The organism is Solirubrobacter soli DSM 22325 (assembly GCF_000423665.1).
Classification (GTDB): Bacteria; Actinomycetota; Thermoleophilia; order Solirubrobacterales; family Solirubrobacteraceae; genus Solirubrobacter; species Solirubrobacter soli.
In genome coordinates, this window is record NZ_AUIK01000022.1 from 127864 (window position 1) to 151605 (window position 23742).

The window sequence follows — 23742 nt, forward strand, 5'->3', positions numbered from 1 at the left end:
TGATGCACTACAAGCGCGTCATCCCCTGCATGGATGTCGACAACGGGCGCGTCGTCAAGGGCACGCGTTTCATCGACATCCGCGACGCGGGGGACCCGGTCGAGCTCGCCGCCCACTACGACGCCCAGGGCGCGGATGAGCTGGTCTTCCTCGACATCACGGCGACCAGCGACAAGCGCGCCACGGTCGTCGAGCTGGCGCGCAGAGCCGCGGACGACGTGTTCGTGCCGTTCACGATCGGCGGCGGCGTCCGCGCCGTCGAGGACGCCCACGCGGTCCTGGATGCGGGCGCCGACAAGGTGTCGATCAACTCCGCGGCACTCGCTCGTCCCGAGCTGATCGACGAGCTCGCCAAGGTCTTCGGCGCCCAGTGCGTGGTGCTCGCGATCGACGCCAAGCGCCGCCCCGACGGCAGCTACGAGGCCTACGTGGCCGGCGGGCGCACACCCACGGGCCGGGACGCGATCCAATGGGCGCGGGAGGGCGTCGAGCGCGGCGCGGGCGAGATCCTGCTCACCAGCATGGACCGCGACGGCACCCAGGACGGCTACGAGCTGACGCTCACGCGGGCGATCTCCGAGGCCGTCGAGGTCCCGGTCATCGCCTCAGGCGGCGTCGGCAACCCGCAGCACCTGATCGAAGGGCTCCAGGCGGGCGCGGACGCGGTGCTCGCGGCCTCGATCTTCCACTACGGGACGCACACGATCCCCGAGGTGAAGGCCGCGATCAGTGCTTCCGGCTTTGCGATGAGGGCCTGAGCGCGTAGAGGCTCGAGAAGCCGGTCAGGAAGATCGTCCGCCCGTCGGAGATGACGGGATTGAACGCCCCGCGGCCCATCTTGAAGACGGTCTTGCCGGTGCGCCCGCCGAGGCCCGTCGTGTCCTTCTTGGCGTAGTTGGAGAAGTAGACGATGTCGCCGATGACGGTCGCGCCGCCTGAGATCTTGCCGCCGAAGTTGCGCGACCAGCGGACCTTCCCGGACCGCGCGTCGACGGCGTAGAACTTGCCGTCGTAGGAGCCGAAGTAGACCGTCGGCTTCATCCCCGGCAGTTGCGCGACGGCGGGGGAGGAGTACACGTAGGACCCGGTCCCCTTCGTCCACGCGAGCTTGCCGTTGTCGGACGCGAACGAGTACATCCGGCCGTCGGTGTTGCCGATGTACACGCGGCCGTAGGCGACCGCGGGGGTCGAGTAGAACTGGCCGCTGCGCAGGCCGAACTTCCCGCCCTTGGTGCCGGTCGTCCACACTTCGCCGCCGTCGGTCTGGCGCAGCGCGTACACGCGGCCCGAGTAGTCGCCGAAGAACAGCTTGCCGTTGGCGAGCGCGAGCCCGGACTTGACCGCGCCGCTGGCCTTGTACTTCCAGCGCACCGCGCCGTCGCCGGCGCGGATCGAGTACACGGTGCCGTTCTCGGAGCCGAGGTAGATGCGGTCGCCGTCGAACACCGGCGAGGACTCCGAGCGCGACGGCAGCAGGCGCTTCCAGAGCACCTTGCCGGTCTTGGCGTCGAGCGCGTAGACGGCCCCTGGCAGGTTCTTCCCGCGTGAGAGCAGCGGGACGAAGATGCGCCCGTTGCCGTAGGCGGGCGAGGCCGCGGCCAGCACGCCCAGCTTCTTCTTCCACACGGCCTTGCCCGTGCGCTTGTCGATCGCGTGCAGCGACCCGTTGTTCTTGAGCAGGAACAGCTTGCCCTCGGCCATCACCGGCGGGAACTCGAGCAGCACCGACCCCGGGTACGTCCAGACGCGCCAGAACGGCGGCCGCAGGAGCCTGGAGGCCGGCAGGAACTTGCGCCGGTCCTTGGAGTAGCCGTAGTTCGCCCAGACGAAGTTGCGCAGCGGATCGACCTGCTTGGAGCCCTCCTTGGGCTCCTCCGGGATCGCGTCGGGCACCTCGGTCGCGGTCGGTTCGGGATCGAACTCGACGTTGGGGTTCGAGGTGTCCTCCGGTGGGCGCGTGAGCGCGAACACGGCACCGCCGGCAACGAACAGCAGCAGCACCACAACGGCGCCCAGGAGCAATTTCTTCCTGGTCGTCATGAAGTCGAAGCAGGGTAGCCGGGGGGCTTAACGGAACATGTGGGTATGGACCCTCTCCGCGCGGCCCCAGGAGCCGACATCGTGCTCGCAGCGGTCGCGGGGGAGCCGGGCGTGCACGTGGTCGGCGGCGCCGTCCGCGACGCGCTGCGCGGCCAGGTGCCGCGCGAGCTCGACCTCGTCGTCGAGGGCGATGCCGTCAGCGTCGCGCGACACGCCGCCGAGCGCGTCGGCGGCACGTTGACCGTCCACGAGCGCTTCGGAACCGCGACGATCCGCACCGGCGACTTCGCGTTCGACATCGCGGGCGCCCGGCGGGAGACCTACGAGCGCCCGGGAGCGCTGCCCACCGTGGCGCTGGGCGCGACCATCGAGGAGGACCTCGCGCGCCGCGACTTCACCGTCAACGCGATGGCGGTCAGCCTGAGCACGGGCGACATCACGCAGTGGCCCGGCGCCCGCGACGACCTCGACGCCGGCGTCCTGCGCGTCCTCCACGACCGCTCGTTCATCGACGATCCGACGCGGATGCTGCGCCTCGTCCGCTACGCCGCGCGGCTCGAGTTCGCCGTCGCGGCGTCCACGGACGCCTTGATCGACCCCGCGCTCCTGGACACCGTGACCGGCGACCGCGCCGGCAACGAGTTGCGCCTGGCGCTCAAGGAGCCGTTCGCCGCCCTCGAGCTCCTCGATCGTTACGGGTTGGGCCGGGCGCTGCTCGGCGAGCACTTCGCAGTCAACTGGCTCGCCGAGCGCGCCGGGCCGGGGGTACTTGCCCTCGCGGCGTGCGCCACCGCGATACCCCGTGAGGAGCTCGCCGCCCGCCTCAACCACCTCGGTTTCGAGAGGCAGGACCGAGATGTAGTCGTGGCCGCGGCGGGCGGCTTCGAGCGCCTTCACGGTCACTTGGACGGTTCCGACGCCGAGGTGTGGCGCCTTTTGCGCCGCGAGCGCCCGGAGACCGTGCAGCTGCTGGCCGCGGGCGGCGACGAAGGCGCCCAGCGCTACCTGAACCGGATCCGCCACCGCAAGCTCTCGATCTCGGGCGACGACCTCGTCGCGCAGGGCCTGAAGGGTCCGCAGGTGGGGGAGGGCCTAGCGCGGGCGATGGAGGCCATGCTCGACGGCCGCGCGCCGGACAAGCAGAGCCAGCTGGCCGCGGCAATACCCTCTTGACCCGTGGAGTTCCGTTGGGAGAACGAGCAGCTGGTGGTGGACCTGCCGCATGCGCGGGCGGTGTTCTCGAGCCGCCACGGGGGTGTGTCGAGCGGGCCGTTCGACTCGCTCAACCTCGGTCTGCTGACCGATGACGCGCCCGAGAACGTCGCCGAGAACCGCCGCCGGCTGGGGGAGACGGTCGGCCATCCGTGGCCGCGCTTCTGTTACGGACGCCAGGTCCACGGCGCGACCGTCCGGCGCGCGACGGAGCCGCCGTCCGAGCAGCGGCCCTACACCCACGAGGACGGCCAGGCGACGGCGCTGAGCGACGCCGCCGCGATCGTCTTCGTCGCCGACTGCCTGCCGGTCCTGCTCGCCGCCGACGGGGCCGTGGCCGCGCTGCACTGCGGCTGGAAGCCGCTCGCGGCGAACATCGTCGACGAGGGCATCGCCGCGCTGCGCGAGGTGGGCGGGACCGGCCCGATCGTCGCCGCGCTCGGCCCGAGCGCGCGCGGCTGCTGTTACGAGGTGGGCGAGGAGGTCCACGAGCACTTCACCGCCTACGACGCGCGGCGCGGCCAGAACCTCGACATCGCGGCGGTCGCCAGACAGCAACTCGAGGCCCACGGCATCGAGGTGCTCGACGTGGAGTTGTGCACGATCTGCGACGAGCGCTTCTTCAGCCATCGCCGCGACAAGGGCGTCACCGGCCGCCAGGCGGGGGTCATATGCCGCGCCTGATCACCGGGCTCGACGCCGCGACGATCGCCCGCAACCTCGAGCGGGTGCGCGAGACCATCGCCGACGCCGGCCGCGACCCCGCGACCGTGGACATCCTCGCCGCGGTCAAGTACGTCCCGATCGACGAGATCGGCACGCTGCGCGAGGCCGGCCTCACCCTGCTGGGCGAGAACCGCGCCCAGGAGCTCGAGGACAAGGCGACGCTTCACCCCGACTTCCGCTGGCACTTCATCGGCCAGCTGCAGTCGCGCAAGGTCAAGCAGATCCTCCCGTACGTCGAGCTGATCCACTCGGTGGCGTCCGAGTCCGCGCTGCGTCAGCTCGAGGTCCACGGCACGCCCGAGACCGAGATCCTTCTCGAGGTCAATGTCGCGGGGGAGGAGGGCAAGGCCGGCATCGCGCCCGCCGCCCTCGAGCACTACCTGGAGCTCTCTCCCGCCAAGGTCGTCGGCCTGATGACGATGCCCCCGTTTGCGGAGGATCCGGAGGCGAGCCGCCCGCACTTCGCCCGCCTGGCCGAGCTCGCCGCCGCTCACGGGCTCCGGCACCTGAGCATGGGAACCTCGCAGGACTACGCCGTCGCTGCAGCCGAAGGTGCAACGATTGTGCGGATCGGCACGTCCCTCTATACGTAGAGTGTGAGCAGGGAAAGTTCTCCCTGTCCCGAACGATTCACCCGACTATGGCCTTGGGCAATTCCCTTAGAAGAGTCGCTGTGTACTTCGGTCTGGCTGAAGACCGCGAGTACTACGACGACGATGAACCGGAGGTTCGCGAGCAGCGCGCGCCCCAGCCTCGCTACGAGGAGGAGGAGCGCCCGAACGTGCGCCGCCTGCAGTCCTCGCGGCGCCGGCGCGACGAGATCGACGACATCTTCGGCGACGACTCGACGTCCGAGCGCCGCACGACGCAGTTGCGACCGGTGCCGACCCGGAACGGTCGTGGGGAGGTTCGCGTGCACCTCGTGGTTCCGAAGTCGTTCAACGACGCCCAGGACGTCGCGGACAAGTTCAAGGACTCGATCCCGGTCATCATCAACCTGCAGAGCTCGGACCCCGATCTCTCCAAGCGCCTGATCGACTTCGCCTCGGGCTTGACGTACGCGCTCGACGGCGGAATGCAGCGCATCGCCGACAAGGTCTTCCTGCTCACGCCGCGCAACGTCGAGGTCTCCGCGGAGGAGCGCGCGGCGTTGATTGAGAAAGGCTTTTTCAACCAGTCGTAGACTGGCGGGCGCTTATGGAGGCCCGCCAACAGATCGCCGACTTTCTCAGCGCCCTCTTCGGCGTCTACACGCTGATCATCTTCGCCGCGATCATCGTGTCGTGGGTGTTCTCGTTCGGCGTGCGCGTCCCGTACTCGCGCCCGCTCAACGCCGTGCTCGATTTCCTGCGCGACGTCACGAACCCGTACCTGCGCCTGTTCCGCCGCCTGGGGCTGCAATTCGGCCCGATCGACCTCAGCCCGATCGTCGCGATCCTGGTGCTGCAGATCGGCGGGCGGATCATCGTGAACCTGATCGCGCCGTGACCGCATCGAAAACGGTGGCGCTGACCGCGCTGGTCGCGGCGGGGGTCGTCGTCGCCGATCAGATCTCCAAGGCGGTCGTGCGCGCCGAGATCTCGCGGTTCGAGGAGCACGAGCTGTTCCTCGGCATCAAGTTGATCAACACCCGCAACACCGGGGTCGCGTTCAGCATGTTCTCCGGCGGCGGCCCGCTCGTGGTGATCATCGCCCTGATCGCGCTCGGCGCGCTGCTGGCGTTCTTCTTCACCCACATGCACCGCCGCCTGGTCTGGCTCCCGACGGGCCTGCTGCTCGGCGGCGCCGCGGGCAACCTGATCGACCGCATCCGGGTCGGCGCGGTCACCGACTTCATCAAGTTCCCGCACTGGCCCGCGTTCAACGTCGCCGACATCTGCGTCACCTTTGGAGTCTTGTCGCTGATCTACGTGCTCGAGAAGACGAAATGAGGGTCCCCGCGGAGGCCGCGGGCGAGCGACTCGACGTCTTCCTCGCCGGCGTCGTGGGCACGCGCAGCCGTGCGCAGAAGCTGATCGACGCCGGCCTGGTGCGCGTCGACGGCACCCCCAAGGCCAAGCGCCACCTGCTCGAGGGGGGCGAGGATGTCACGTACACCGAGCCGGAGGCCGCCCCGCGCCCCGAGGTCCCGCCCGCGACCTTCCGGATCGCCTACGAGGACCCGCACCTGTTCGTCGTCGACAAGCCGGCGGGCGTCGTCGTCCATCCGGCCCGCGGCCACGAGCAGGGGACGCTGGTCCAGGCCCTGGCCGGCCGCGTCGCCGGCGGGCCTGACCCGGAGCGCCCCGGCGTCGTGCACAGGCTCGACCGCGACACCTCCGGCCTGCTGCTGCTCGCCCGCGACGAGGCGACCCACGCCGCGCTGCAGGCCGCGCTGCGCGAGCGGGAGATCACCCGCGAGTACCTCGCGCTGGTCGAAGGGCGCCCGCCCGCGCGCCGCGGGACGATCGACGCGCCGCTCGGCCGCGACCGCCGCGTCCGGACTCGAATCTCGACCGACACCGACGACCCGCATCACGCGGTCACCCACTTCGAGACCGAGCAGGCGCTGCCGGAGGACACGCTCCTGCGGGTGCGCCTGGAGACCGGCCGCACGCACCAGATCCGCGCCCACCTGCTCGCGATCGGCCACCCCGTGGCCGGCGACCCCGAGTACGGCGGCGCGGGCCGCCACGGCCTGGCCCGCCAGTTCCTGCACGCCACGCGGCTCGCGTTCACCCACCCGGCCACCGGCGAGCCGCTGGAGCTGGAGGCGCCACTGCCGGAGGACCTGGTCAGGGCCCTCCGGCAGGCATCAGGGGAACGAGTCGGCCGAACGGTGTAGGGGAACCTCGACCGACCCGTCGAGGACGCCAACGCTGGCCCGCGCAAAACCTTGCTCTAAACTTTTCCAAGTCCAGTAATCGACCCCGGGGAACCCAACCTCCGAGGCGCGCGGTTCCTGCCTGGCGTACAGACGCGCCGGGTCCGCAGCGGCTCATGCCCGGGATGCAATCTCATACGACAAGGAGTACTCCCCGATGGCCGAGATCGGTCTCAAGGAGCTGCTGGAAGCCGGCGTTCATTTCGGCCACCAGACGCGACGTTGGAACCCCAAGATGCGCCGTTTCATCCACGGCGAGAGCAATGGGATCTACATCATCGACCTGCTGAAGACGCAGGCCCTGCTCGAGCAGGCCCAGCGCTTCGCGACCGAGATCGCCCACCGCGGCGGCACGGTGCTGTTCGTCGGCACCAAGAAGCAGGCGCGCGATGGCGTGAAGGAGATCGCCACCGCCGCCGGCCAGCCCTACGTCAACCACCGTTGGCTCGGCGGCCTGCTGACGAACTACCAGACGATGTCCGCGCGCATCAAGCGCCTGCACGACCTCGAGCGCTACGCCTCCGAGGGCCAGCTGTCGCTGCTGCCGACGCGTGAGCGCCTGGCGGCCGAGGCCGACCTCGAGAAGCTGCAGGCCAACCTGGGCGGCGTCAAGAACATGACCCGCGTCCCCGACGCGATGTTCGTCATCGACCTCAAGACCGAGGCGATCGCCGTGCGCGAGGCCCAGCGCCTGCGCATCCCGATCATCGGCCTGGTCGACACGAACGCCGACCCGGACGGCATCGACTACGTGATCCCGGGCAACGACGACGCGATCCGCGCCTGCAACATCATCGCCCAGGCGATCGGTGACGTGGTCCAGCAGGGCCGCTCGCGCTTCCGCCAGGAAGAGGAGCAGGCCCGCGCCGAGGCCGCCGCGCAGCAGCAGCGCGAGCAGGAGGAGCGCGCCCGCCGCGAGGCCGAGGAGCAGGCCGCCGCCGAGGCCGCCAAGCGCGCCGAGGCCGAGGCCGCCCTGACCCAGGCCGGCGAGGCCGCGCCGGCCGAGGCGCCCGCCGCTCCGGCCGAGGCGGCCGCAGCTCCGGCCGAGGCGCCCGCCGCTCCGGCCGAGGCGGCCGCAGCCCCGGCCGAGGCGCCCGCCGCCCCGGCTGAGGCGCCCGCCGCTCCGGCTGAGGCGCCCGCCGCCGCCGCTGAGGCGCCCGCCGCTCCGGCTGAGGCGCCCGCGCCCGCCGCCGAGCCCGAGGCGCCGGCGCCCGCCGCCGAAGCGCCCGCGGCCGAGGCCACCCCTGAGCCTGCCGCCGCCACCGAAGAGACCACGACCGAGAACAAGGACTGAGACGAAGTGACCGCTCCCACCATTTCCGCCAAGCAGGTCGGTGAGCTCCGCAAGCTGACCGGCGCCGCGATGATGGACTGCAAGAAGGCGCTGACCGAGACCGACGGCGACATCGACAAGGCGGTCGAGCTGCTGCGCGTCCGCCTGGGCGACAAGGCGCTGAAGGTCGGCGGCCGTGAGGCCACCGAGGGCACCGTCGCCTCGTACATCCACTCCAACGGCAAGGTCGGCGTGCTCGTCGAGGTCGACTGCAACACCGACTTCGTCGCGCGCAACGAGGACTTCCAGGCCTTCGCCCGCGAGATCGCGCTGCACATCGCCGCCTCGCCGGCGACGCTCTACGTCTCCGAGGACGAGATCCCGCAGGAGGCCAAGGACGCCGAGCTGCGCGTCTTCGAGCAGCAGGCCGCGGACAAGCCCGAGAACATCCGCCCGAAGATCGCCGAGGGCAAGCTGAAGGCGTGGATGAAGGACGTCGTCCTGCTCAACCAGGTCCACGTCAACACGGACAAGTACGAGGGCAAGACGATCGAGGAGCTGCGCACGACCCTCTCCGGCACCACCGGCGAGAACGTCGTGATCCGCCGCTTCTCCCGCTTCGCGGTGGGCTCTTGACCGACGCAGAACCCGTTTTCAAACGGGTTTTGATCAAGCTCTCCGGCGAGGCCCTGATGGGCCCGCTGGAGTACGGCACGGACCCGGCCACGGTCGGGTCCATCGCCGATCAGCTCAAGGCTGTGCACGATCGCGGTGTCGAGATCGCGGTCGTGCTCGGCGCGGGCAACATCTACCGCGGCCTCGCGGCCGCGGCCGAGGGCATGGACCGCGCGACCGCCGACTACATGGGCATGCTCGCGATCGTGCTCAACGCGCTGACGCTGCAGGACGCGCTGGAGAAGCGCGGCGTGCACACCCGCGTGCAGTCGGCGATCACGATCTCCGAGGTCGCGGAGCCCTACATCCGCCGGCGCGCGATGCGCCACCTCGAGAAGAAGCGCATCGTGATCTTCGCCGCCGGGACGGGGAACCCGTTCTTCACCTCCGACACCGCGGCGGCGCTGCGGGCGATGGAGATGAACGCCGAGGTCCTGCTGATGGCCAAGAACGGCGTCGAGGGCATCTACTCGGCCGACCCGCGCACGGATCCGAACGCCGAGTTCATCCCGGAGATCACCGCGCGCGAGGCGCTGCAGCGCGACCTGAAGGTGATGGACTCCAACGCGCTGGCCCTGTGCATGGACAACCATCTGCCCATCCACGTCTTCAACATGGCTGACGACTCCAACATCAACCGGATAATCTCCGGCGACCGTGTGGGAACGTTGGTGACGACATGATCGATGACCTGCTCCAGGACGCGCGCGAGCACATGGACAAGTCCGTGGAGGCGACGCGCACCAAGTTCGGCTCCGTCCGCGCCGGCCGCGCCAGCCCGTCGCTGCTGGACCGCATCTCGGTCGAGTACTACGGCACGATGACGCCGCTGCGGCAGATGGCGACGATCAACGCGCCCGAGCCGCGGCTGCTGACGGTGCAACCGTATGACAAGAGCTCGATCAAGGCGATCGAGCGGTCGATCATGGAGTCCGATCTCGGTCTGACGCCGAACAACGACGGCCTGATCATCCGCCTGCAGATCCCCGAGCTGACCGAGGAGCGCCGCAAGCAGCTCGTGAAGGTCGTGCGTGGGCTCTCCGAGGAGGGCAAGGTCGCGCTGCGCAGCATCCGCCGCGACGTCATGCACGACCTCAAAGAGCTCAAGGACGCAGGCGAGGCCGGCGCCGACGACGAGCACCGCGCCGAAGAGGCCCTCCAGAAGCTCACCGATGAAAAGGTGAAGGAGCTCGACGCCCTTCTGAAGGGCAAGGAAGCCGAGATCCTCGAGGTGTGAGCGCTACCTACGTCGCCATCATCATGGATGGCAACGGGCGGTGGGCCCTTCAGCACGGCGTGCCGGTCGCGGAGGGCCATAAGGCGGGCGCCGACACGGTCAAGGCGCGCTTGCGCGATGCCGTCGACCTCGGCGTCCGCGAGCTGACGATCTACTCGTTCTCGACGGAGAACTGGTCGCGGCCGCAGGACGAGGTCGACGCGCTGATGGCGCTCTTCAGCGCGCGGATCATCGACGAGACGCCCGAGCTGCACGAGGAGGGCGTCAAGATGCGCTTCCTCGGCCGCCGCGAGGGCGTGCTCCCCGAGCTGATCTCGCAGATGGAGTGGGCGGAGGCCAAGACCGCGGACAACACGCGGATCACGCTCTACGTCGCGTTCAACTACGGCGGGCGCTCGGAGATCCTCGACGCGGCCGCGAAGTACTCGGGCGGCGGCGAGGAGGAGTTCCGCAAGTTGCTCTACGCGCCCGAGATGCACGACCCCGACCTCTTGATCCGCACGAGCGGCGAGCAGCGGATCTCCAACTACCTGCTGTGGCAGGCCGCCTACAGCGAGCTGCACTTCACCGACGTGCTCTGGCCGGACTTCTCGCGCACGGACTTCGAAGAGGCGCTGGCGAGCTACGAGGCGCGCGTGCGTCGCTTCGGGGGTCGATAGTGGGCGCGGCACGACGGTCACGCGAGCCGAGGGCCCGTGGCACGTCGGACCTCCTCGCGCGCGTGGTCGTGGCCGTCCCGGCCGCGGTCTTCGCGGCGCTGATCATCTGGCAGGGCGGCTGGATCTTCGCCGCCGGCATCGCGATCCTGGCCGTGATCTGCGTGCACGAGCTGTCGGTGATGTTCGAGCGCGCGCGCCCCGTCCGCCTGGCGGCGATGATCTCGGTGCTCGGGCTGACCGCCGCGGGCACGATCGGCGACGAGGCGACCGTGTTGATGGTCTTCATGGCCGCGCTGCCGTTGACGTTCTTCCTGGCGGTCGCGATGCCCCAGCGCGAGCGGATCTCGGCGTCGATCTCGGTGACGATCCTGATGGTCATGTGGATCGGGCTGGGCGTCGCGCACGCCGCGCTGCTGCGCGGGCTCGACCACGGCGGCTCGCTCGTCCTGATGGTCCTGCTCGGCACGTTCTTCGGCGACACGTTCGCGTACTTCGGCGGGCGCCTGCTCGGCCGCCACAAGATGTCGCCCACGATCTCCCCGAACAAGACGTGGGAGGGCCTCGCGTGCGGGATCGTCCTCGGCACGCTGGTCGTCTGGTACACGGCGCAGACCTACTCGGACGAGCACTGGATCTCCGGCGTCGACGGCCTGCTGCTGGGGCTCGCGGTCGTGATCGCCGCGCCCATCGGCGACCTCTTCGAGTCGCTGATCAAGCGCGACATGGGCGTGAAGGACACGGGCACGCTGTTCGGTGCACATGGAGGCGCCCTTGACCGCGTGGACGCCGCGTTGTTCGCTTTGGTGGCCGGCTACTACGTGTGGCTCGCCGTGGGATGAACGAGGAGGACAAGCACAACCGGCAGATGACGGAGCTGCTGAACGAGCTCCGCATCGCGCTGCCGGGCGTGCAGATCCTGTTCGGCTTCCTGCTGACCGTCCCGTTCGCCTCGGGCTTCAAGACCGTCACGTCCACCCAGCGCGGGCTGCTCTACGCGACGCTCGTGGCGACCACCGCCTCGACGATCTGCCTGATCGCCCCGAGCGCGACGCACCGCCTGCGGTTCGGCAAGGGCGACCGCCGCTACATCATCATCTCCGCGAATCGCTACCTGATCGCCGGCCTGGTCTGGCTCGGCGTGGCGATGGTCCTCGGCATCACGCTGATCACCGACGTGCTCTACAACGGCCCGGCGGTCTTCGTCCTCCCGACGCTGATCGCGCTGGCGATCGCGTTCTTCTGGTTCATCCGGCCGCTCAAGCGCGACGAGTCATCCGGTCCGTAGAGCGCGGTTGAGCAGGCCCAGTCGCAACCGGCCGAGGAGCGCGAACGCCGTCGCCTCGGGGTGGAGGTCCCCGCGGATCGTGCCGTCCACGATGCCCTGGCGCACATAGTCCGCAAGCGTCGCCTTCAACCGCGCGTCGCGGGCAGCGAACGCTTCCTGTAGGTCGGGCTCGCCGGCCTGCGCCGCCGCCCACAGCGTCGCGAACGCCCGCGTCCGCTCGCTGCGTTCTGCCGCCTCGCGCAGGTAGGCGTCGGCGAAGTCCCGCAGTTGCTCGCGCCCGGATTTGTCCGAGATCGGCACCTGGAACCCGTCCTGGAGGTCAAGGGTCAGCGCGTCCAGCAACGCCGCGCGGTTGGCGAACCGCGTGGTGACGACCCCGCGCTGGTAGCCGGCGGCGGCGCTGACCGTCGCCGGCGTGACCGCCCGCACGCCACGCTGGGCGACGAGCGCCGCCGCGGCGTCGAGCACCGTCCGCATCGTGGCGGCGGGCCGTCGACCGGTGATGATGCTGCCGCGGCCGAGCGCGGCCGCGGTGGTCGGGCTGCGCAGGGCGGCGTGCCGCGAGATCTCGAGAGAGCCGGTCATACCGGCAGTGTAGACACTTGCTTGTCAACCAACAAGTATCTACGAACCTAAAGGGGTCAGGCCCCTTTAGGTTGCGAAGGTGCGCCGGTAGGCCGTCGGTGTGGTGCGGACGGTGCGGTGGAAGTGCTTGCGCAGGTTCGCGGCAGTCCCGAACCCGCAGCGGTGGGCGATCTCGTCGATCGACGCGTCGGAGGACTCGAGCGCGGAGCGGGCGGCGTCGACGCGCTGGGCGAGCAGCCAACGCAGGACGGGCGTGCCGGTCTCGGCGCTGAAGCGGCGGGCGAAGGTGCGCTCGGAGACGTGGGCGTGGGCGGCGAGGGTGCGGACCGTGAGCGGCTCGTGCAGGCGCTCGAGCGCCCAGGCGCGGGTGGCGGCGAGCGAGCCGCCTGCGCTCTCCGGCACCGGCCGGTCGACGTACTGGGCCTGGCCGCCCTCGCGGTGCGGCGGGACGACGATCCGGCGCGCGATCGTGTTGGCCAGCGCCGCGCCGTGGTCGCGGCGCAGGATGTGCAGGCAGAGGTCCAGGCCGGCGGCGACGCCCGCGCTGGTCAGCACCTGGCCCTCGTCGATGTAGAGGACGCCGGGCTCCACGTCCACCCGCGGGTGGCGGGCGGCGAGATCGGCCGCGTCGCGCCAGTGGGTGGTCGCGCGGCGGCCGTCGAGCACGCCCGCGGCGGCCAGCGCGAACGCGCCGGTGCAGATCGAGACGAGGCGGGCGCCGCGTGCGTGGGCGGCGCGCAGCGCGCCGAGGACCGGTTCGGGCGGCACGCGCAGGTGCGGCTCGAAGCCGGGGACCAGGATGGTGTCGGCGGTCGCCAGCGCCTCCGGTCCGGCCTGGGCGACGACCTCGAAGCCGGCGCTCGTCCGGACGGGCCCGGCCGCCTCGCCGCACACGACGAACGCGTACGGCGTCGCCTCGTAGGTGCCGAACACCTGCGCCGGGATCGCGATGTCGAGTGGGACCACCTTGTCCAGCGCGAGGACGACCATGCGATGCATTGGCTGGATCGTAACGAACAATGGCATTCCTGCCACTCGTGGGATCGGCCGCGCGGCGGGACGATGCTCGGCATGACCATCGAGATCCTGCTGTTCGACGGGTTCGACGACCTGGACGCGTTCGGGCCGTTCGAGGTGCTGAGCGAGGCGGGCCTGGACACCCGCTTCGTCACGATCGAGCCGAAGTCGTCGGTCCGGTCCGCCCACGGCGCGACCGTCGTCCCCGACGGCGTCCTCGGCGATCCCGACCTGGTGCTCGTCCCGGGCGGGGGCTGGCACGACCGCACCGGTCCCGGCGCGTGGGCCGAGGCGCGGCGCGGCGTGATCACCAAGGCGCTCGCCGACCGCCATGCCGCCGGCCGCCGGATCGGCAGCGTCTGCACCGGCGCGATGCTGCTCGCCGAGGCCGGGATCCTGCGCGGGCGCCCGGCGATCACCCACCACACCGCGATCGAGCACCTCCGCGAGTTCAGCGTCGACGTCCGCGAGGGCGAGCGGGTGGTCGACGACGGCGACGTCATCACCGCCGCGGGCGTCACGTCGGGGATCGACCTCGCCCTGTACCTGATCGAGGCCGAGCTCGGCGCCGCGGCCGCCGCGGCGGGCGCCCGCGAGATCGAGTGGGATCGCACCCCGGTGTGATCCATGACCGCGGCGGCTGCGCAGCGTGCCCATGACCTCACCCCAGGACGTGCTCGCGGCCGCGCATGCCAGCTGGAACGCCGGCGATCTCGACGGCTACCTGACGATGTACGACGACCGGAGCCAGCTCTACGGCTACACCCCGGAGCCGATGGGCAAGGACGAGGTGCGCGCCTTCTACGAGATGATCGTCGCCGCGTTCGGCCTCCCGCCGCTGCGCTTCGACGAGGTGCTGTGGTCGGGCGACACGGCCACCATCCGCTTCACGATGGGCGGCCGGCACGTCGGCGAGTTCATGGGCGTGCCGCCGACCGGGACGGAGATCGTGCTCCCCGGGATCACGATCCTGCGCTTCGAGGGCGAGAAGGTCGTCGAACGCTGGTCGCAGGCCGACATGCTCGGCCTGCTCGTCCAGCTCGGCGCCGTCCCGGCCCCCGCCTAGATCAGCGCCGCGAGCGCGTCGGGGCGGTCGATCGAGACGAACGAGTAGGAGTCCTCGATCTCCACGAAGCGGGCATCGGCGAACTGGGCCGCGAGTCGGCGGCCCAATTCGACCGGGAAGCAGCGGTCGTCCGACGGCCAGCAGAAGATCGCCTCGCCTTCGAAGGCGCGCAGCTTGGGCGCGGCGTCGAGCAGCAGCCCGGGGGTGCACCCGCGCAGGAACTGCGAGCCGTCGCGGACGATCTCGAAGTCGCTCAGGGCGGGCGCCGTCCAGCCCGCGACGGTCTCGTTGCTCGCTCGCTTGGTCAGCCAGCCGAAGCCGATCGGCAGCCGCCAGGCGTTCGGGACCCGCAGCGGCGAGAGGAACGCGGCGAGCAGATGCGGTGAGCGGCCGAGCGTGAAGAGCGGCTTGAACAGGGCGGGCGGGAAGACCTCGAGCGCGTCGCAGGGCGTGAACACCACGCGCGCGATCCCCTCAGGACGACGCGTGAGCAGCAGTTGCAGGATCGCGCCGCCGGTGTCGTTGGCCACCACGGTCAGGTCGGTCAAGCCCTCGGCGGCGATCAGGTCCGCGACCATGTCGGCGACGCTTGAGGGGGAGAGCGCGGCGCGGTTCTCCACCGGCTCCAGATGCGAGCCGAGCGGCAGCGTCGGCGCGAGGCAGCGGCGCCCCGGCAGCAGGTCGATGACCGGATCCCACAGCGTGCGGTCGACGAGCGCACCGTGCAGGAACAGCACCGGCGGGCCGTTGCCGCCCGAGTCGAACAGCTCCATCCGCGAACCTTATCCAGCCCAAATCCACCCGCTGCCACAATGGGCCTCCGTGAAGCGGGTACTCATCCTGGGCTCGACGGGGTCCATCGGCACCCAGGCGCTCGACGTCATCTCCCGCGCCAAGGGCGCCTTCGAGGTCGTCGGCCTGTCCGCCGGGCGCGACCATCAGCAGCTGATCAAGCAGGCGCTCGAGCACGGCGTGGCCAAGATCGCCGTCTCGGATCCCGACGCCGCGGCGCTGGCCGCCGAGCAGTGGACGCGCGGCGACGTCCTGCGCGGCCCCGAAGGGCTGATCGCGCTCGTCGCCGAGTCCGGCGCCGATCTGGTGCTCAACTCGATCGTCGGCTCGGCCGGGCTCGGCCCGACGATCGTCGCGCTGACCGAGGGCATCGACGTCGCGCTGGCCAACAAGGAGTCGCTCGTCGTCGGCGGTGAGCTCGTGACCGCGCTGGCCGAGGCCACCGGCGCCCGGCTGATCCCGATCGACTCCGAGCACACCGCGATCCACCACCTCCTCTCGGGCGAGCCGCCCGGTGTGGTCGAGAAGCTGATCATCACCGCCTCCGGCGGCCCGTTCCGCGGCCGCAAGGACCTCGAGGACGTGACCGTCGAGCAGGCGCTCAACCACCCCACGTGGCGGATGGGCGGCAAGATCACGATCGACTCGGCGACGCTGATGAACAAGGGCCTGGAGCTGATGGAGGCGCACCACCTCTTCGGCACGCCCTACGACCGCATCGACGTCGTCGTGCACCCGCAGTCGATCATCCACGCGCTCGTCCAGCTCTGCGACGGCTCGACCAAGGCCCACATGGGCTACCCGGACATGCGGGTCGCGATCGGCTACGCGCTGCACCACCCGGACCGCGCCGACCTGCCGATCGAGAACCTCGACCTGGTCAAGCTCGGCCGGCTGGACTTCGAGGCGCCCGACCTGGAGGCGTTCCCGTGCCTGCGCCTGGCCCGCGAGGCCGCCGTCGCCGGCGGCACCGCGCCGTGCGCGCTCAACGCCGCCAACGAGATCGCCGTCCACGCCTTCCTCAACGGCCGCCTCGGGTTCACCGGCATCCCGCGCGTCATCGAGAGCGTGTTGGACCAGTTGGGCAGCCACCGCGTGCATGACTTCGAGGCGCTGTACGTGACCGACTCCGAGGCCCGCGAGCTGGCCAACGAGCTGATCGAGAGCGGCGTGCCGGCGTGAGCTGGGTCCTGGCGTTCCTCGGCTTCGCGATGCTCGTGATCCTGCACGAGGCCGGCCACTTCTTCGCCGCCAAGGCCGTCGGGATGCGGGTGGAGCGCTTCGCGTTGTTCTTCCCGCCGCTGATGTACAAGATCCGCCGCGGTGAGACCGAGTACGGCATCGGGGCGATCCCGCTCGGCGGCTACGTGAAGATCACGGGCATGAACCCGGCGGAGGAGATCCCGCCGGAGCACGCCCACCGCGCCTACTACCGCCAGCCGGTGTGGAAGCGGATCGTCGTGATCGCCGCCGGCCCCGCGGTCAACATCGTGCTGGCCTTCGTGATCCTCGCGGGTGTCTTCATCTCCCAGGGGACGGTCAGCCCGCCGCCGGTCGTCGGCAAGATCGAGGCCAACACGCCCGCCGCGACCGCGCTCAAGCAGGGCGACGTGCTGCTCGCGGTCGACGGCAAGCCGCTGTCGGGCAACTACACCGAGCAGCTCGACCAGATCCAGAAGGCGGTCGGCGCCCACAAAGGGACAGCGGTCGCCATCAAGGTCCGCCGCGACGGCACCGAGCAGGTCGTGACCGGCAAGACGTTCTTCGACAAGGCCAACGACCGCTACCGCTTCGGGTTCGCCTACGACCAGGACGCGAGCGTCCAGCCGGCCGGCCCGCTGCGGGCGAGCGGCCTGGCGCTGGAGGAGATGTGGACGGTGACGAGCGCGACCGTCAGCCACATCGCGCAGATCTTCGTGCCCGAGAAGCGCAAGGAGCTCGGCAGCGTCGTCGGCGGCTATGAGCAGACCCGCCAGGCGTTCACCATCAGCACCAGCACCGCGCTCGTGATCCTCGCGTTCATCAGCCTGTCGCTCGGCATCATCAACCTGTTCCCGTTCCTGCCGCTCGACGGCGGGCACATCTTCTGGGCGCTGGCGGAGAAGGTCCGCGGCCGCGCGATCCCGTTCAGCATCATGGAGCGCGCCGGGTTCATCGGGTTCGCACTCGTCATCGCGCTGTTCCTGGTCGGGCTCACCAACGACCTCGACCGGCTGGCCAACGGGGGCTTCAGACTCCGGTAGCTTCCCCCTATGGGGGAGACACGACGCGCGGTCGGCGCCGCGACGATCGCCGAGGCGTTCCGCCTCACCGCCGAAGACCACCCGGACAAGATCGCCGTCCGGACGCTGCACGACGAGGTTTCCTACACCTGGGCGCAGCTGCGTGAGAAGGTCGACGCGCTGGCCGGCGGCCTCCACCGCCTGGGGGTACGCCGCGGGGACACCGTCGCGCTGATGATCTCCAACCGCCCCGAGTTCATGGTCGCCGACCTGGCGGCGATGACGCTCGGCGCGACCCCGTTCTCGATCTACCTGACCTCGGCGCCGGACCAGGTCGCGTACGTGCTGCGAGACGCCGCGGCCAAGGTCGCGATCGTCGAGGAGCCGTTCAAGCCGCTGGTCGCCGGTCTCGCCGAGCACGTCCTCACGATCGACGACCTGCCCGAGGACCCGGACTTCGACGCCGAGCCGCACTGGCGCGCCGTCGAGCCCGACGACATCCTGACGCTGATCTACACCAGTGGCACCACGGGGCCGCCGAAGGGCGTGCAGATCGCCCATCGCAACCAGATGGCCGCGGTCGACGCCGTCGAGCGGCGGGTCGGGTTCCCCGACGACTCGCGCGTGATCAGCTGGCTCCCGAGCGCCCACGTCGCCGAGCGCACCGCCCACCACTACCTCCCGATCGTCTACGCGATGACGATCACGACCTGCCCGGACCCGCGCCAGATCGGCACCTACCTGCCGGCGGTCAAACCGACGTGGTTCTTCGCGGTCCCGCGCGTATGGGAGAAGCTCAAGGCCGGGGTGGAGGCCAAGCTGGGCGGCGACGAGCAGGCGATGCAGCTGATCGCGGCCGGCGCGCAGGCGGTCGAGCTCCTCCAAACGGGGGAGTCCGTCCCTCCCGAGTTGCAGGCCGTTCTCGACGTCGCCGAGCCGAAGCTGTTCGCCCCGTTGCGCGCGGCGATCGGGCTCGACGAGGCGAAGCTGGTCAACGTCGGCGCGGCACCCACGCCGCGCGAGGTGCTCGTGTTCTTCCACGCGATCGGGATCCCGCTCGCCGAGATCTGGGGGATGAGCGAGACCTGCGGCGCCGGGGCGTCCAATCCGGGCGAGCGGATCAAGATCGGCACGGTCGGTCTGCCGTCGCCCGGGGTCGAGCTCAAGCTCGCCTCCGACGGGGAGCTGCTGGCCCGTTCGAAGGTCGTCATGGTCGGCTACCGGAACCTGCCGGAGCGCACCGCCGAGGCGCTCGACGACGATGGCTGGCTGCACACCGGCGACGTCGCGACGATCGACGAAGACGGTTACGTGACGCTGATCGACCGGAAAAAGGAGCTGATCATCAACGCGGCCGGCAAGAACATGTCGCCGGCCAACATCGAGGCGACGCTCAAGGGTGCCTCGCCACTGATCGGCCAGGCGTGCGTGATCGGTGACGGCCGCCGCTACAACACCGCGCTGCTGGTGCTCGACCCCGACGTCGCGCCCGCCTGGGCGGCGCGTCACGGCATCGACTCAGACCTCGCGTCACTCGCGCGTGACGAGCGGGTGATCGCCGCCGTGCAGGAGGGCGTCGACGCGGCCAACCGGACGCTCTCGAGGCCTGAGGCGATCAAGCGCTTCACGCTGATCGAGGGCGACTGGCTGCCGGGCGGGGACGAGTTGACGCCCACGATGAAGCTCAAACGACGACCCGTCGAAGCCAAGTACGCGGACGCCATCGAGAGGATGTACGAGGTACCGGTTCGGTCGATCGGCTGACAGAAGTATCTAAAGACTTGGCGAAGAGACCCGATCCATGGAGCAATCGTCCTCCCGTCCATGGAAGAGAGTTACATGCCCCACTTCGGGTCTTTGCGCGGCAAGATGCTTGCGCTGATCCTCACGCCGGTTGCCGTTGCCATCATCCTGCTGACGCTGTTCGCGATCTCCCGCGCGTCCAATGATCAGAAGAAGTCGGCCTTCGCCGAGCTCCAGCAACGCACCCAGGTCGAGTCGCTGAAGGTCGACCAGACGGTCGGCGGCGCGCTCGCCACCGCCAACGCCGCGGCCGCCGTGATCGCCGGTTCTGACACGCGCACCTCCGCGCTCGGCGGCATGACCAACCTGCTGACGGCCAACAGCAAGAACATCATGGCCGTCTACTCCGGCATCGCCCCCGGTGGCTTCGACAAGCCCGCGAAGGGCACGCCGGGCGCCGACAAGGCCGGCAACTTCGAGCCGAGCATCACGCTCTCCGAGAAGGGCGTCGTGGCCTCGGGCTCCGAGGATGGCGCCAAGGGCGCCGCCGCGTACGTCGCCAAGCCCGTCCCGGGCGTCCAGGAGCCCGCCGCCTACCAGGGCACGATGTACGTCACCTACCAGGCGAACATCACCAAGAACGGCAAGGTCATCGGCTATGCCGGTACGGCCAACACGCTCGCGGGCGTCGACAAGACGATCTCCGCCACCAAGCTGCTCAAGAGCGGCTACGCGTTCGCCGTGTCGGGCAAGGGCGTCTTCGTGGCCAGCCCCGACAAGAAGAACAACGGCAAGCTCAGCCTCGCCACGCTGGCCGAGCAGAAGAACAACCCTGAGCTCAAGCAGGTCGCCGACTCGATCGCCGCCGGCAAGGACGGCCAGATCGAGACCAAGGACCCGTTCACGGGCAAGGACGTCGTCCTCACCTGGTCGCAGATCGACAGCGCGGGCTGGAGCTTCCTGACCGCCGTCCCGGTCTCCGAGGTGCTCGCCCCGGTCGCCAGCCTCAAGAAGGCCCTGTTCGGCATCGGGCTGGTCATGTTGCTGCTCGTCGCCGGCGTGATCTTCTTCGTCGCCAACCTGCTGACCAAGCCGATCCGTCAGGTCACGGACGCCGCCGAGCGCCTCGCCGACGGTGACGTCGACGTCAAGGTCGACATCCAGTCCAAGGACGAGGTCGGCCGTCTGGCCGCGTCGTTCGGCCGCACCGTCGAGTACCTGCGCGAGAAGGCCACGGCCGCCGAGGCCGTCGCCGACGGCGACCTGACCGTCTCGGTCGCGCCGCGCTCGGACAAGGACCTGCTGGGCAACGCGTTCCAGCGCCTCGTCGGCGACCTGCGCGAGATCGTCGGCCGCGTGTCGAGCACCGCTTCGGGCGTCACCGACGCTTCGCGTCAGATGGCCGGCACCTCCGACGAGGCCGGCCGCGCGATCCAGGAGATCGCCACCGCGATCGGCGAGGTCGCCGAGGGCACCAACGTCCAGGTCCAGAAGGTCGAGATCGTCCGCGAGGCCGCGGTCCGCGCCGCCGAGACCGCCCGTGACAGCGCCGAGCGCGCCCACGAGGCGGCTCAGACGGCCGAGCAGGCCAAGGGCATCGCCACCGAGGGTCTCGTCGCCGCCGACGAGGCGTCCGCCGCCATGCGCGGCCTGGCCGAGTCGGCCGCGGGCGTGACCGGCGCGATCGAGTCGCTGGCCGGCAAGTCCGAGCGCATCGGCGGCATCGTCGACACGATCACGGGCATCGCCGAGCAGACGAACCTGCTGGCGCTGAACGCCGCGATCGAGGCCGCCCGTGCCGGTGAGCAGGGCAAGGGCTTCGCCGTCGTGGCCGAGGAGGTCCGCAAGCTGGCCGAGGAGTCGCAGACCGCGGCGGGCCAGATCGCCGGCCTCATCTCCGAGATCCAGCGCGAGACCGGCGAGGTCGTCGACATGGTCGCCGACACCGCCGCGCGCACCGAGGGCGGCACCGTCACCGTCGAGAAGGCCCGCGCGGCCTTCGAGGCGATCGGCAGCGCCGTCGAGGACGTCTCCGGCCGCGCGGCCGACATCGCCGGCGCGATCGGGCAGCTGTCCGACGACGCCGACCAGATGGCCAACGACGTCGTCGGCGTCGCCACGGTCGCCGAGTCCGCCAGCGCCTCCAGCGAGCAGGTCTCGGCCTCGACGCAGCAGACCAGCGCGTCGACGCAGGAGATCGCCGCGTCCGCCCAGGACCTCGCGGCCAGCGCCGCCGAGCTCGAGCGGGTGGTGGCCACCTTCCGCCTCTAGCGGCGGGTCAACGAGTCAACGGCCGGCCGCGCAATTGAGCCGCGGCCGGCCGGAGAACTTCATGGTCGGGCACTTGGGGTGCTCTCTCTACGGGGAGAGCACCCCATTTTCGTTTCGGGCTACCCCTACCTGATCCAGGACGCCGGCGATCGTGCGCATGACGGCGGCCGCCGTGCGCAGCTCCGCTTCGGAGTGCTCGGCCAGGCCGTCCTCCCACATGCGCTCCCACAGCGCGCGCTTGGACTTGAGCTTCTCCTGCCCGGCGTCGGTCATGCGGACGATCACCTGGCGGCGGTCGGTCTCCGAGCGCCGCCGCGAGACCATCTCCTTGGCCTCGAGCTGGTCGAGCATCGCGGTCATCGCCCCGGGGCTCAGCTCGGCGCGCTTGGCCAGCTCGCCCGCCGTGACCTCTTCGTCCTTGGCCAGCTGGACGAGGACGCGGATCTGGGCGTGACGCGGGTCGCGGCCCCGCAGCCGGCGCTCGGCGCCCATCAACTCGCCGAACGCGGCGCGGAGCGTGTCCATCTCGGTGGGGGTCATGCGACCGCCTCCAGGGCGAGGTCGGCGGGGAGGACCCCGGCGGTCGCCTTCGCGCGGCGCTCGACGAGGGTCAGGACGATCGTCGGCAGGAGCGCGACGAGGCTGATCCCGAGGACCCAGTAGTAGGTGTCGCCGAACGCGGCGGCGATGCCCTCGGGGGAGGGGGCGGCGAGGCCGCCGATGCCGCTCGAGAGGACGACGGTGAGGATCGCGGTGCCGATCGAGCCGCCGACGCGCTGCAGGACGTTGAGCTGCGGCGTCGCGTCGTTGATCTGGTCCGGGCGCAGGACGGCGTAGGCGGCGGTCATCGACGGCATCATCGACATGCCGATGCCGAAGCCGCGGACGATCATCGCCGCGGCGATCAACACGAAGCTCGTGTCGGCCTCGATCAGGACGAACGGGACCGTGGCCGCGATCGTGATCGCGCCGCCGATCAGCGACGTCAGCCCGCCGCCGAGGCGCTCGGTCACGCGGCCGGAGAGCGCCATCGCCAGCGCCGCGCCGATGCCCTGCGGGGCGAGCAGGAGGCCGGTGTGGACGGCGTCCTCGTGGCGGACGAGCTGGAAGTACAGCGGCATCAGGACCATCGCGCCGAACAGCGCGGCGCCCAGCGCGGTCATCGTCACCGACGCGGCGGCAAAGGCCTTGTTTGCGTAAAGGCGGACGTCGAGGAGCGGATTGTCGATGCGCAGCGCGCGGACCACGAACGCGGCGACCAGCGCGATGCCGAGCAGGAACGGGACCATCACGGAGTCGGCGAGCAGGCTGCCGGCCGTGCCGGACTCGGCCAGGCCGTAGGTGATGCCGACCAGGCCGGTGGCGACCAGCGCGAGGCCGGTCACGTCGAGGCGGCCCGCCTTCAGCGGTGAGGCCTCGTCATGCGGCAGCAGGCGCAGCGCGGCGAACACGGCGGCGATGCCGACCGGGAGGTTGACGAAGAAGATCCACTGCCAGCCGGCGTGCTCGACGAGCAGGCCGCCGAGGGTGGGGCCGAAGACCGGGGCGAGGATGATCGGGACGCCGATCGCGCTCATGACGCGCGCCATGTTCTGCGGGCCGGCGGCGCGGACGAGGATCATCTGGCCGATCGGCATCAGCATGCCGCCGCCGAGACCCTGGAGCACGCGGGCGGCGATCAGCGACTCAGCCGACCAGGCGAATCCACAGAGCGCCGAGCCCGCCGTGAAGAGCACGAGCGAGATCAGATACAGGCGACGAGCGCCGAAGCGGGCGGCGGCCCAGCCGGTGACCGGGATCACGGCGGCGAGCGCGAGCATGTAGCCGGTGACGACCCACTGGATGCCGTCGAGCGGGGTGTTCAGGTCCTTGGAGAGGGTGCCGAGCGCGACGTTGACGATCGTCGTGTCGAGCACCGACATGATCGCGCCGAGGATCACGACGATGGCGATGCGCCAGAGGTGTTTGTTCATTTCGTTTTGACTCCGAATCTTTCGATACCAAAAGTTTAGCATCGAATGTTTCGGCGTCAAGACGTTTACACTTGAGCCGCCTGGGCGCCTCTAGACTCAGTGG

General features: G+C 70.3%; 27 protein-coding genes. 21 read left to right on the forward strand and 6 right to left on the reverse strand.

The genetic code is table 11. The features are described from left to right. Positions 1 to 2: 2 nt before the first annotated feature. Positions 3 to 758: an imidazole glycerol phosphate synthase subunit HisF gene (gene hisF, locus G569_RS0117030; protein ID WP_028064295.1), complete on the forward strand. Its 756-nt coding sequence runs from the start codon at positions 3 to 5 to the stop codon at positions 756 to 758. Here hisF and G569_RS0117035 read toward each other — a convergent pair. Beyond that, positions 727 to 2040: an outer membrane protein assembly factor BamB family protein gene (locus G569_RS0117035; protein ID WP_028064296.1), complete on the reverse strand. Its 1314-nt coding sequence runs from the start codon at positions 2038 to 2040 to the stop codon at positions 727 to 729. The two genes, hisF and G569_RS0117035, sit on opposite strands and share 32 nt — an antisense overlap. 45 nt (positions 2041 to 2085) lie before the next feature. On the opposite strand from G569_RS0117035, the gene G569_RS0117040 reads away from it, so the two are divergent. The 14 genes from G569_RS0117040 (at position 2086) to G569_RS49215 (ending at position 11970) form a co-directional block, all read left to right on the forward strand. Then, complete coding sequence (locus tag G569_RS0117040; RefSeq protein ID WP_028064297.1) at positions 2086 to 3213, forward strand: CCA tRNA nucleotidyltransferase; 1128 nt, start codon at positions 2086 to 2088, stop codon at positions 3211 to 3213. Positions 3214 to 3216: 3 nt separating this feature from the next. Continuing rightward, the gene (locus G569_RS0117045) at positions 3217 to 3936 is read left to right on the forward strand and encodes a purine nucleoside phosphorylase YfiH/LACC1 family protein (RefSeq protein ID WP_053226498.1); all 720 of its coding nucleotides are present in this window, start codon (positions 3217 to 3219) and stop codon (positions 3934 to 3936) included. Beyond that, positions 3924 to 4571, forward strand: a complete 648-nt coding sequence (locus tag G569_RS0117050) for a YggS family pyridoxal phosphate enzyme (RefSeq protein WP_028064299.1) — start codon at positions 3924 to 3926, stop codon at positions 4569 to 4571. Before G569_RS0117045 ends, G569_RS0117050 begins: the two co-directional genes overlap by 13 nt. Before the next feature lie 80 nt (positions 4572 to 4651). Continuing rightward, positions 4652 to 5161 carry a cell division protein SepF gene (locus tag G569_RS0117055; RefSeq protein ID WP_245602502.1) on the forward strand — a complete coding sequence of 170 codons (510 nt, stop codon included), beginning with the start codon at positions 4652 to 4654 and terminating at the stop codon, positions 5159 to 5161. Positions 5162 to 5175: 14 nt separating this feature from the next. Beyond that, the gene (locus G569_RS0117060; protein ID WP_028064301.1) at positions 5176 to 5466 is read left to right on the forward strand and encodes a YggT family protein; all 291 of its coding nucleotides are present in this window, start codon (positions 5176 to 5178) and stop codon (positions 5464 to 5466) included. Further along, positions 5463 to 5909 carry a signal peptidase II gene (gene lspA, locus G569_RS0117065; RefSeq protein ID WP_028064302.1) on the forward strand — a complete coding sequence of 149 codons (447 nt, stop codon included), beginning with the start codon at positions 5463 to 5465 and terminating at the stop codon, positions 5907 to 5909. Before G569_RS0117060 ends, lspA begins: the two co-directional genes overlap by 4 nt. Then, positions 5906 to 6802 carry an RluA family pseudouridine synthase gene (locus tag G569_RS0117070; protein ID WP_028064303.1) on the forward strand — a complete coding sequence of 299 codons (897 nt, stop codon included), beginning with the start codon at positions 5906 to 5908 and terminating at the stop codon, positions 6800 to 6802. The genes lspA and G569_RS0117070 overlap by 4 nt, the downstream gene beginning before the upstream one ends. A gap of 196 nt (positions 6803 to 6998) precedes the next feature. Beyond that, positions 6999 to 8135, forward strand: a complete 1137-nt coding sequence (rpsB, locus tag G569_RS66390; protein ID WP_037497241.1) for a 30S ribosomal protein S2 — start codon at positions 6999 to 7001, stop codon at positions 8133 to 8135. A 6-nt stretch (positions 8136 to 8141) separates the two neighbouring features. Beyond that, a complete protein-coding gene (tsf, locus tag G569_RS0117080; protein ID WP_028064304.1) occupies positions 8142 to 8750 on the forward strand; it encodes an elongation factor Ts in 609 nt (202 codons plus the stop codon). A 29-nt stretch (positions 8751 to 8779) separates the two neighbouring features. After that, positions 8780 to 9472, forward strand: coding sequence for a UMP kinase (gene pyrH, locus G569_RS0117085; protein WP_245602503.1), 693 nt, complete (start codon positions 8780 to 8782; stop codon positions 9470 to 9472). Next, positions 9469 to 10026, forward strand: coding sequence for a ribosome recycling factor (gene frr / locus G569_RS0117090; protein ID WP_028064306.1), 558 nt, complete (start codon positions 9469 to 9471; stop codon positions 10024 to 10026). The genes pyrH and frr overlap by 4 nt, the downstream gene beginning before the upstream one ends. Next, a complete protein-coding gene (gene uppS / locus G569_RS0117095) occupies positions 10023 to 10685 on the forward strand; it encodes a polyprenyl diphosphate synthase (protein ID WP_028064307.1) in 663 nt (220 codons plus the stop codon). Before frr ends, uppS begins: the two co-directional genes overlap by 4 nt. A 62-nt stretch (positions 10686 to 10747) precedes the next feature. After that, positions 10748 to 11524: a phosphatidate cytidylyltransferase gene (locus G569_RS49210; protein ID WP_169542163.1), complete on the forward strand. Its 777-nt coding sequence runs from the start codon at positions 10748 to 10750 to the stop codon at positions 11522 to 11524. Next, entirely contained in the window at positions 11521 to 11970 is a 450-nt protein-coding gene (locus G569_RS49215; RefSeq protein ID WP_037497246.1) for a DUF6328 family protein, read from the forward strand. Before G569_RS49210 ends, G569_RS49215 begins: the two co-directional genes overlap by 4 nt. On the opposite strand, the gene G569_RS49220 is transcribed toward G569_RS49215, so the two are convergent. Next, entirely contained in the window at positions 11956 to 12555 is a 600-nt protein-coding gene (locus tag G569_RS49220) for a TetR family transcriptional regulator C-terminal domain-containing protein (RefSeq protein ID WP_053226500.1), read from the reverse strand. The genes G569_RS49215 and G569_RS49220 overlap by 15 nt on opposite strands. 66 nt (positions 12556 to 12621) lie before the next feature. After that, positions 12622 to 13554, reverse strand: a complete 933-nt coding sequence (locus G569_RS0117115) for a GlxA family transcriptional regulator (RefSeq protein ID WP_037497249.1) — start codon at positions 13552 to 13554, stop codon at positions 12622 to 12624. A 72-nt stretch (positions 13555 to 13626) separates the two neighbouring features. Between G569_RS0117115 and G569_RS0117120 the strand changes: the two genes are divergently transcribed. Together G569_RS0117120 and G569_RS58205 are read left to right on the forward strand one after the other, a co-directional pair. After that, the gene (locus tag G569_RS0117120) at positions 13627 to 14196 is read left to right on the forward strand and encodes a DJ-1/PfpI family protein (protein ID WP_028064309.1); all 570 of its coding nucleotides are present in this window, start codon (positions 13627 to 13629) and stop codon (positions 14194 to 14196) included. 31 nt (positions 14197 to 14227) lie between these two features. Next, positions 14228 to 14638: an ester cyclase gene (locus tag G569_RS58205; RefSeq protein ID WP_053226501.1), complete on the forward strand. Its 411-nt coding sequence runs from the start codon at positions 14228 to 14230 to the stop codon at positions 14636 to 14638. Here G569_RS58205 and G569_RS0117130 read toward each other — a convergent pair. Beyond that, positions 14635 to 15411 (reverse strand): alpha/beta fold hydrolase, encoded by a 777-nt coding sequence (locus G569_RS0117130; protein WP_037497250.1) that lies wholly within the window; start codon positions 15409 to 15411, stop codon positions 14635 to 14637. The two genes, G569_RS58205 and G569_RS0117130, sit on opposite strands and share 4 nt — an antisense overlap. Before the next feature lie 49 nt (positions 15412 to 15460). Between G569_RS0117130 and dxr the strand changes: the two genes are divergently transcribed. The 4 genes from dxr to G569_RS58210 are packed head-to-tail and all read left to right on the forward strand — an operon-like array spanning position 15461 to position 21666. Next, on the forward strand, positions 15461 to 16612 hold the full coding sequence (gene dxr / locus G569_RS0117135; protein WP_028064311.1) for a 1-deoxy-D-xylulose-5-phosphate reductoisomerase: 1152 nt from the start codon (positions 15461 to 15463) through the stop codon (positions 16610 to 16612). Further along, a complete protein-coding gene (locus tag G569_RS0117140) occupies positions 16609 to 17673 on the forward strand; it encodes a M50 family metallopeptidase (RefSeq protein ID WP_028064312.1) in 1065 nt (354 codons plus the stop codon). The genes dxr and G569_RS0117140 overlap by 4 nt, the downstream gene beginning before the upstream one ends. Positions 17674 to 17682: 9 nt before the next feature. Further along, entirely contained in the window at positions 17683 to 19416 is a 1734-nt protein-coding gene (locus tag G569_RS0117145; RefSeq protein ID WP_028064313.1) for an AMP-dependent synthetase/ligase, read from the forward strand. Between the two features lie 60 nt (positions 19417 to 19476). Further along, positions 19477 to 21666, forward strand: a complete 2190-nt coding sequence (locus tag G569_RS58210; RefSeq protein ID WP_084285080.1) for a methyl-accepting chemotaxis protein — start codon at positions 19477 to 19479, stop codon at positions 21664 to 21666. An 87-nt stretch (positions 21667 to 21753) separates the two neighbouring features. Here G569_RS58210 and G569_RS58215 read toward each other — a convergent pair whose 3' ends face one another. Further along, positions 21754 to 22206, reverse strand: a complete 453-nt coding sequence (locus G569_RS58215; protein WP_053226502.1) for a MarR family winged helix-turn-helix transcriptional regulator — start codon at positions 22204 to 22206, stop codon at positions 21754 to 21756. Beyond that, positions 22203 to 23639, reverse strand: coding sequence for a DHA2 family efflux MFS transporter permease subunit (locus G569_RS49240; protein ID WP_053226503.1), 1437 nt, complete (start codon positions 23637 to 23639; stop codon positions 22203 to 22205). The genes G569_RS58215 and G569_RS49240 overlap by 4 nt, the downstream gene beginning before the upstream one ends. Between the last annotated feature and the right edge of the window lie 103 nt (positions 23640 to 23742).

Excerpts from the sequence above, each read along its gene's own strand:
- G569_RS0117050 (WP_028064299.1), top strand. The coding sequence starts at position 3,924 with ATGCCGCGCCTGATCACCGGGCTCGACGCCGCGACGATCGCCCGCAAC.
- G569_RS0117145 (WP_028064313.1), top strand. The coding sequence starts at position 17,683 with ATGGGGGAGACACGACGCGCGGTCGGCGCCGCGACGATCGCCGAGGCG.
- G569_RS0117130 (WP_037497250.1), bottom strand. The coding sequence starts at position 15,411 with ATGGAGCTGTTCGACTCGGGCGGCAACGGCCCGCCGGTGCTGTTCCTG.
- G569_RS0117040 (WP_028064297.1), top strand. The coding sequence starts at position 2,086 with ATGGACCCTCTCCGCGCGGCCCCAGGAGCCGACATCGTGCTCGCAGCG.
- G569_RS49215 (WP_037497246.1), top strand. The coding sequence starts at position 11,521 with ATGAACGAGGAGGACAAGCACAACCGGCAGATGACGGAGCTGCTGAAC.
- G569_RS58215 (WP_053226502.1), bottom strand. The coding sequence starts at position 22,206 with ATGACCCCCACCGAGATGGACACGCTCCGCGCCGCGTTCGGCGAGTTG.
- hisF (WP_028064295.1), top strand. The coding sequence starts at position 3 with ATGCACTACAAGCGCGTCATCCCCTGCATGGATGTCGACAACGGGCGC.
- G569_RS0117070 (WP_028064303.1), top strand. The coding sequence starts at position 5,906 with ATGAGGGTCCCCGCGGAGGCCGCGGGCGAGCGACTCGACGTCTTCCTC.
- G569_RS58210 (WP_084285080.1), top strand. The coding sequence starts at position 19,477 with ATGGAAGAGAGTTACATGCCCCACTTCGGGTCTTTGCGCGGCAAGATG.
- rpsB (WP_037497241.1), top strand. The coding sequence starts at position 6,999 with ATGGCCGAGATCGGTCTCAAGGAGCTGCTGGAAGCCGGCGTTCATTTC.
- G569_RS49220 (WP_053226500.1), bottom strand. The coding sequence starts at position 12,555 with ATGACCGGCTCTCTCGAGATCTCGCGGCACGCCGCCCTGCGCAGCCCG.
- G569_RS0117120 (WP_028064309.1), top strand. The coding sequence starts at position 13,627 with ATGACCATCGAGATCCTGCTGTTCGACGGGTTCGACGACCTGGACGCG.
- frr (WP_028064306.1), top strand. The coding sequence starts at position 9,469 with ATGATCGATGACCTGCTCCAGGACGCGCGCGAGCACATGGACAAGTCC.
- G569_RS0117115 (WP_037497249.1), bottom strand. The coding sequence starts at position 13,554 with ATGCATCGCATGGTCGTCCTCGCGCTGGACAAGGTGGTCCCACTCGAC.
- G569_RS58205 (WP_053226501.1), top strand. The coding sequence starts at position 14,228 with ATGACCTCACCCCAGGACGTGCTCGCGGCCGCGCATGCCAGCTGGAAC.
- G569_RS49240 (WP_053226503.1), bottom strand. The coding sequence starts at position 23,639 with ATGAACAAACACCTCTGGCGCATCGCCATCGTCGTGATCCTCGGCGCG.
- G569_RS0117060 (WP_028064301.1), top strand. The coding sequence starts at position 5,176 with ATGGAGGCCCGCCAACAGATCGCCGACTTTCTCAGCGCCCTCTTCGGC.
- G569_RS0117035 (WP_028064296.1), bottom strand. The coding sequence starts at position 2,040 with ATGACGACCAGGAAGAAATTGCTCCTGGGCGCCGTTGTGGTGCTGCTG.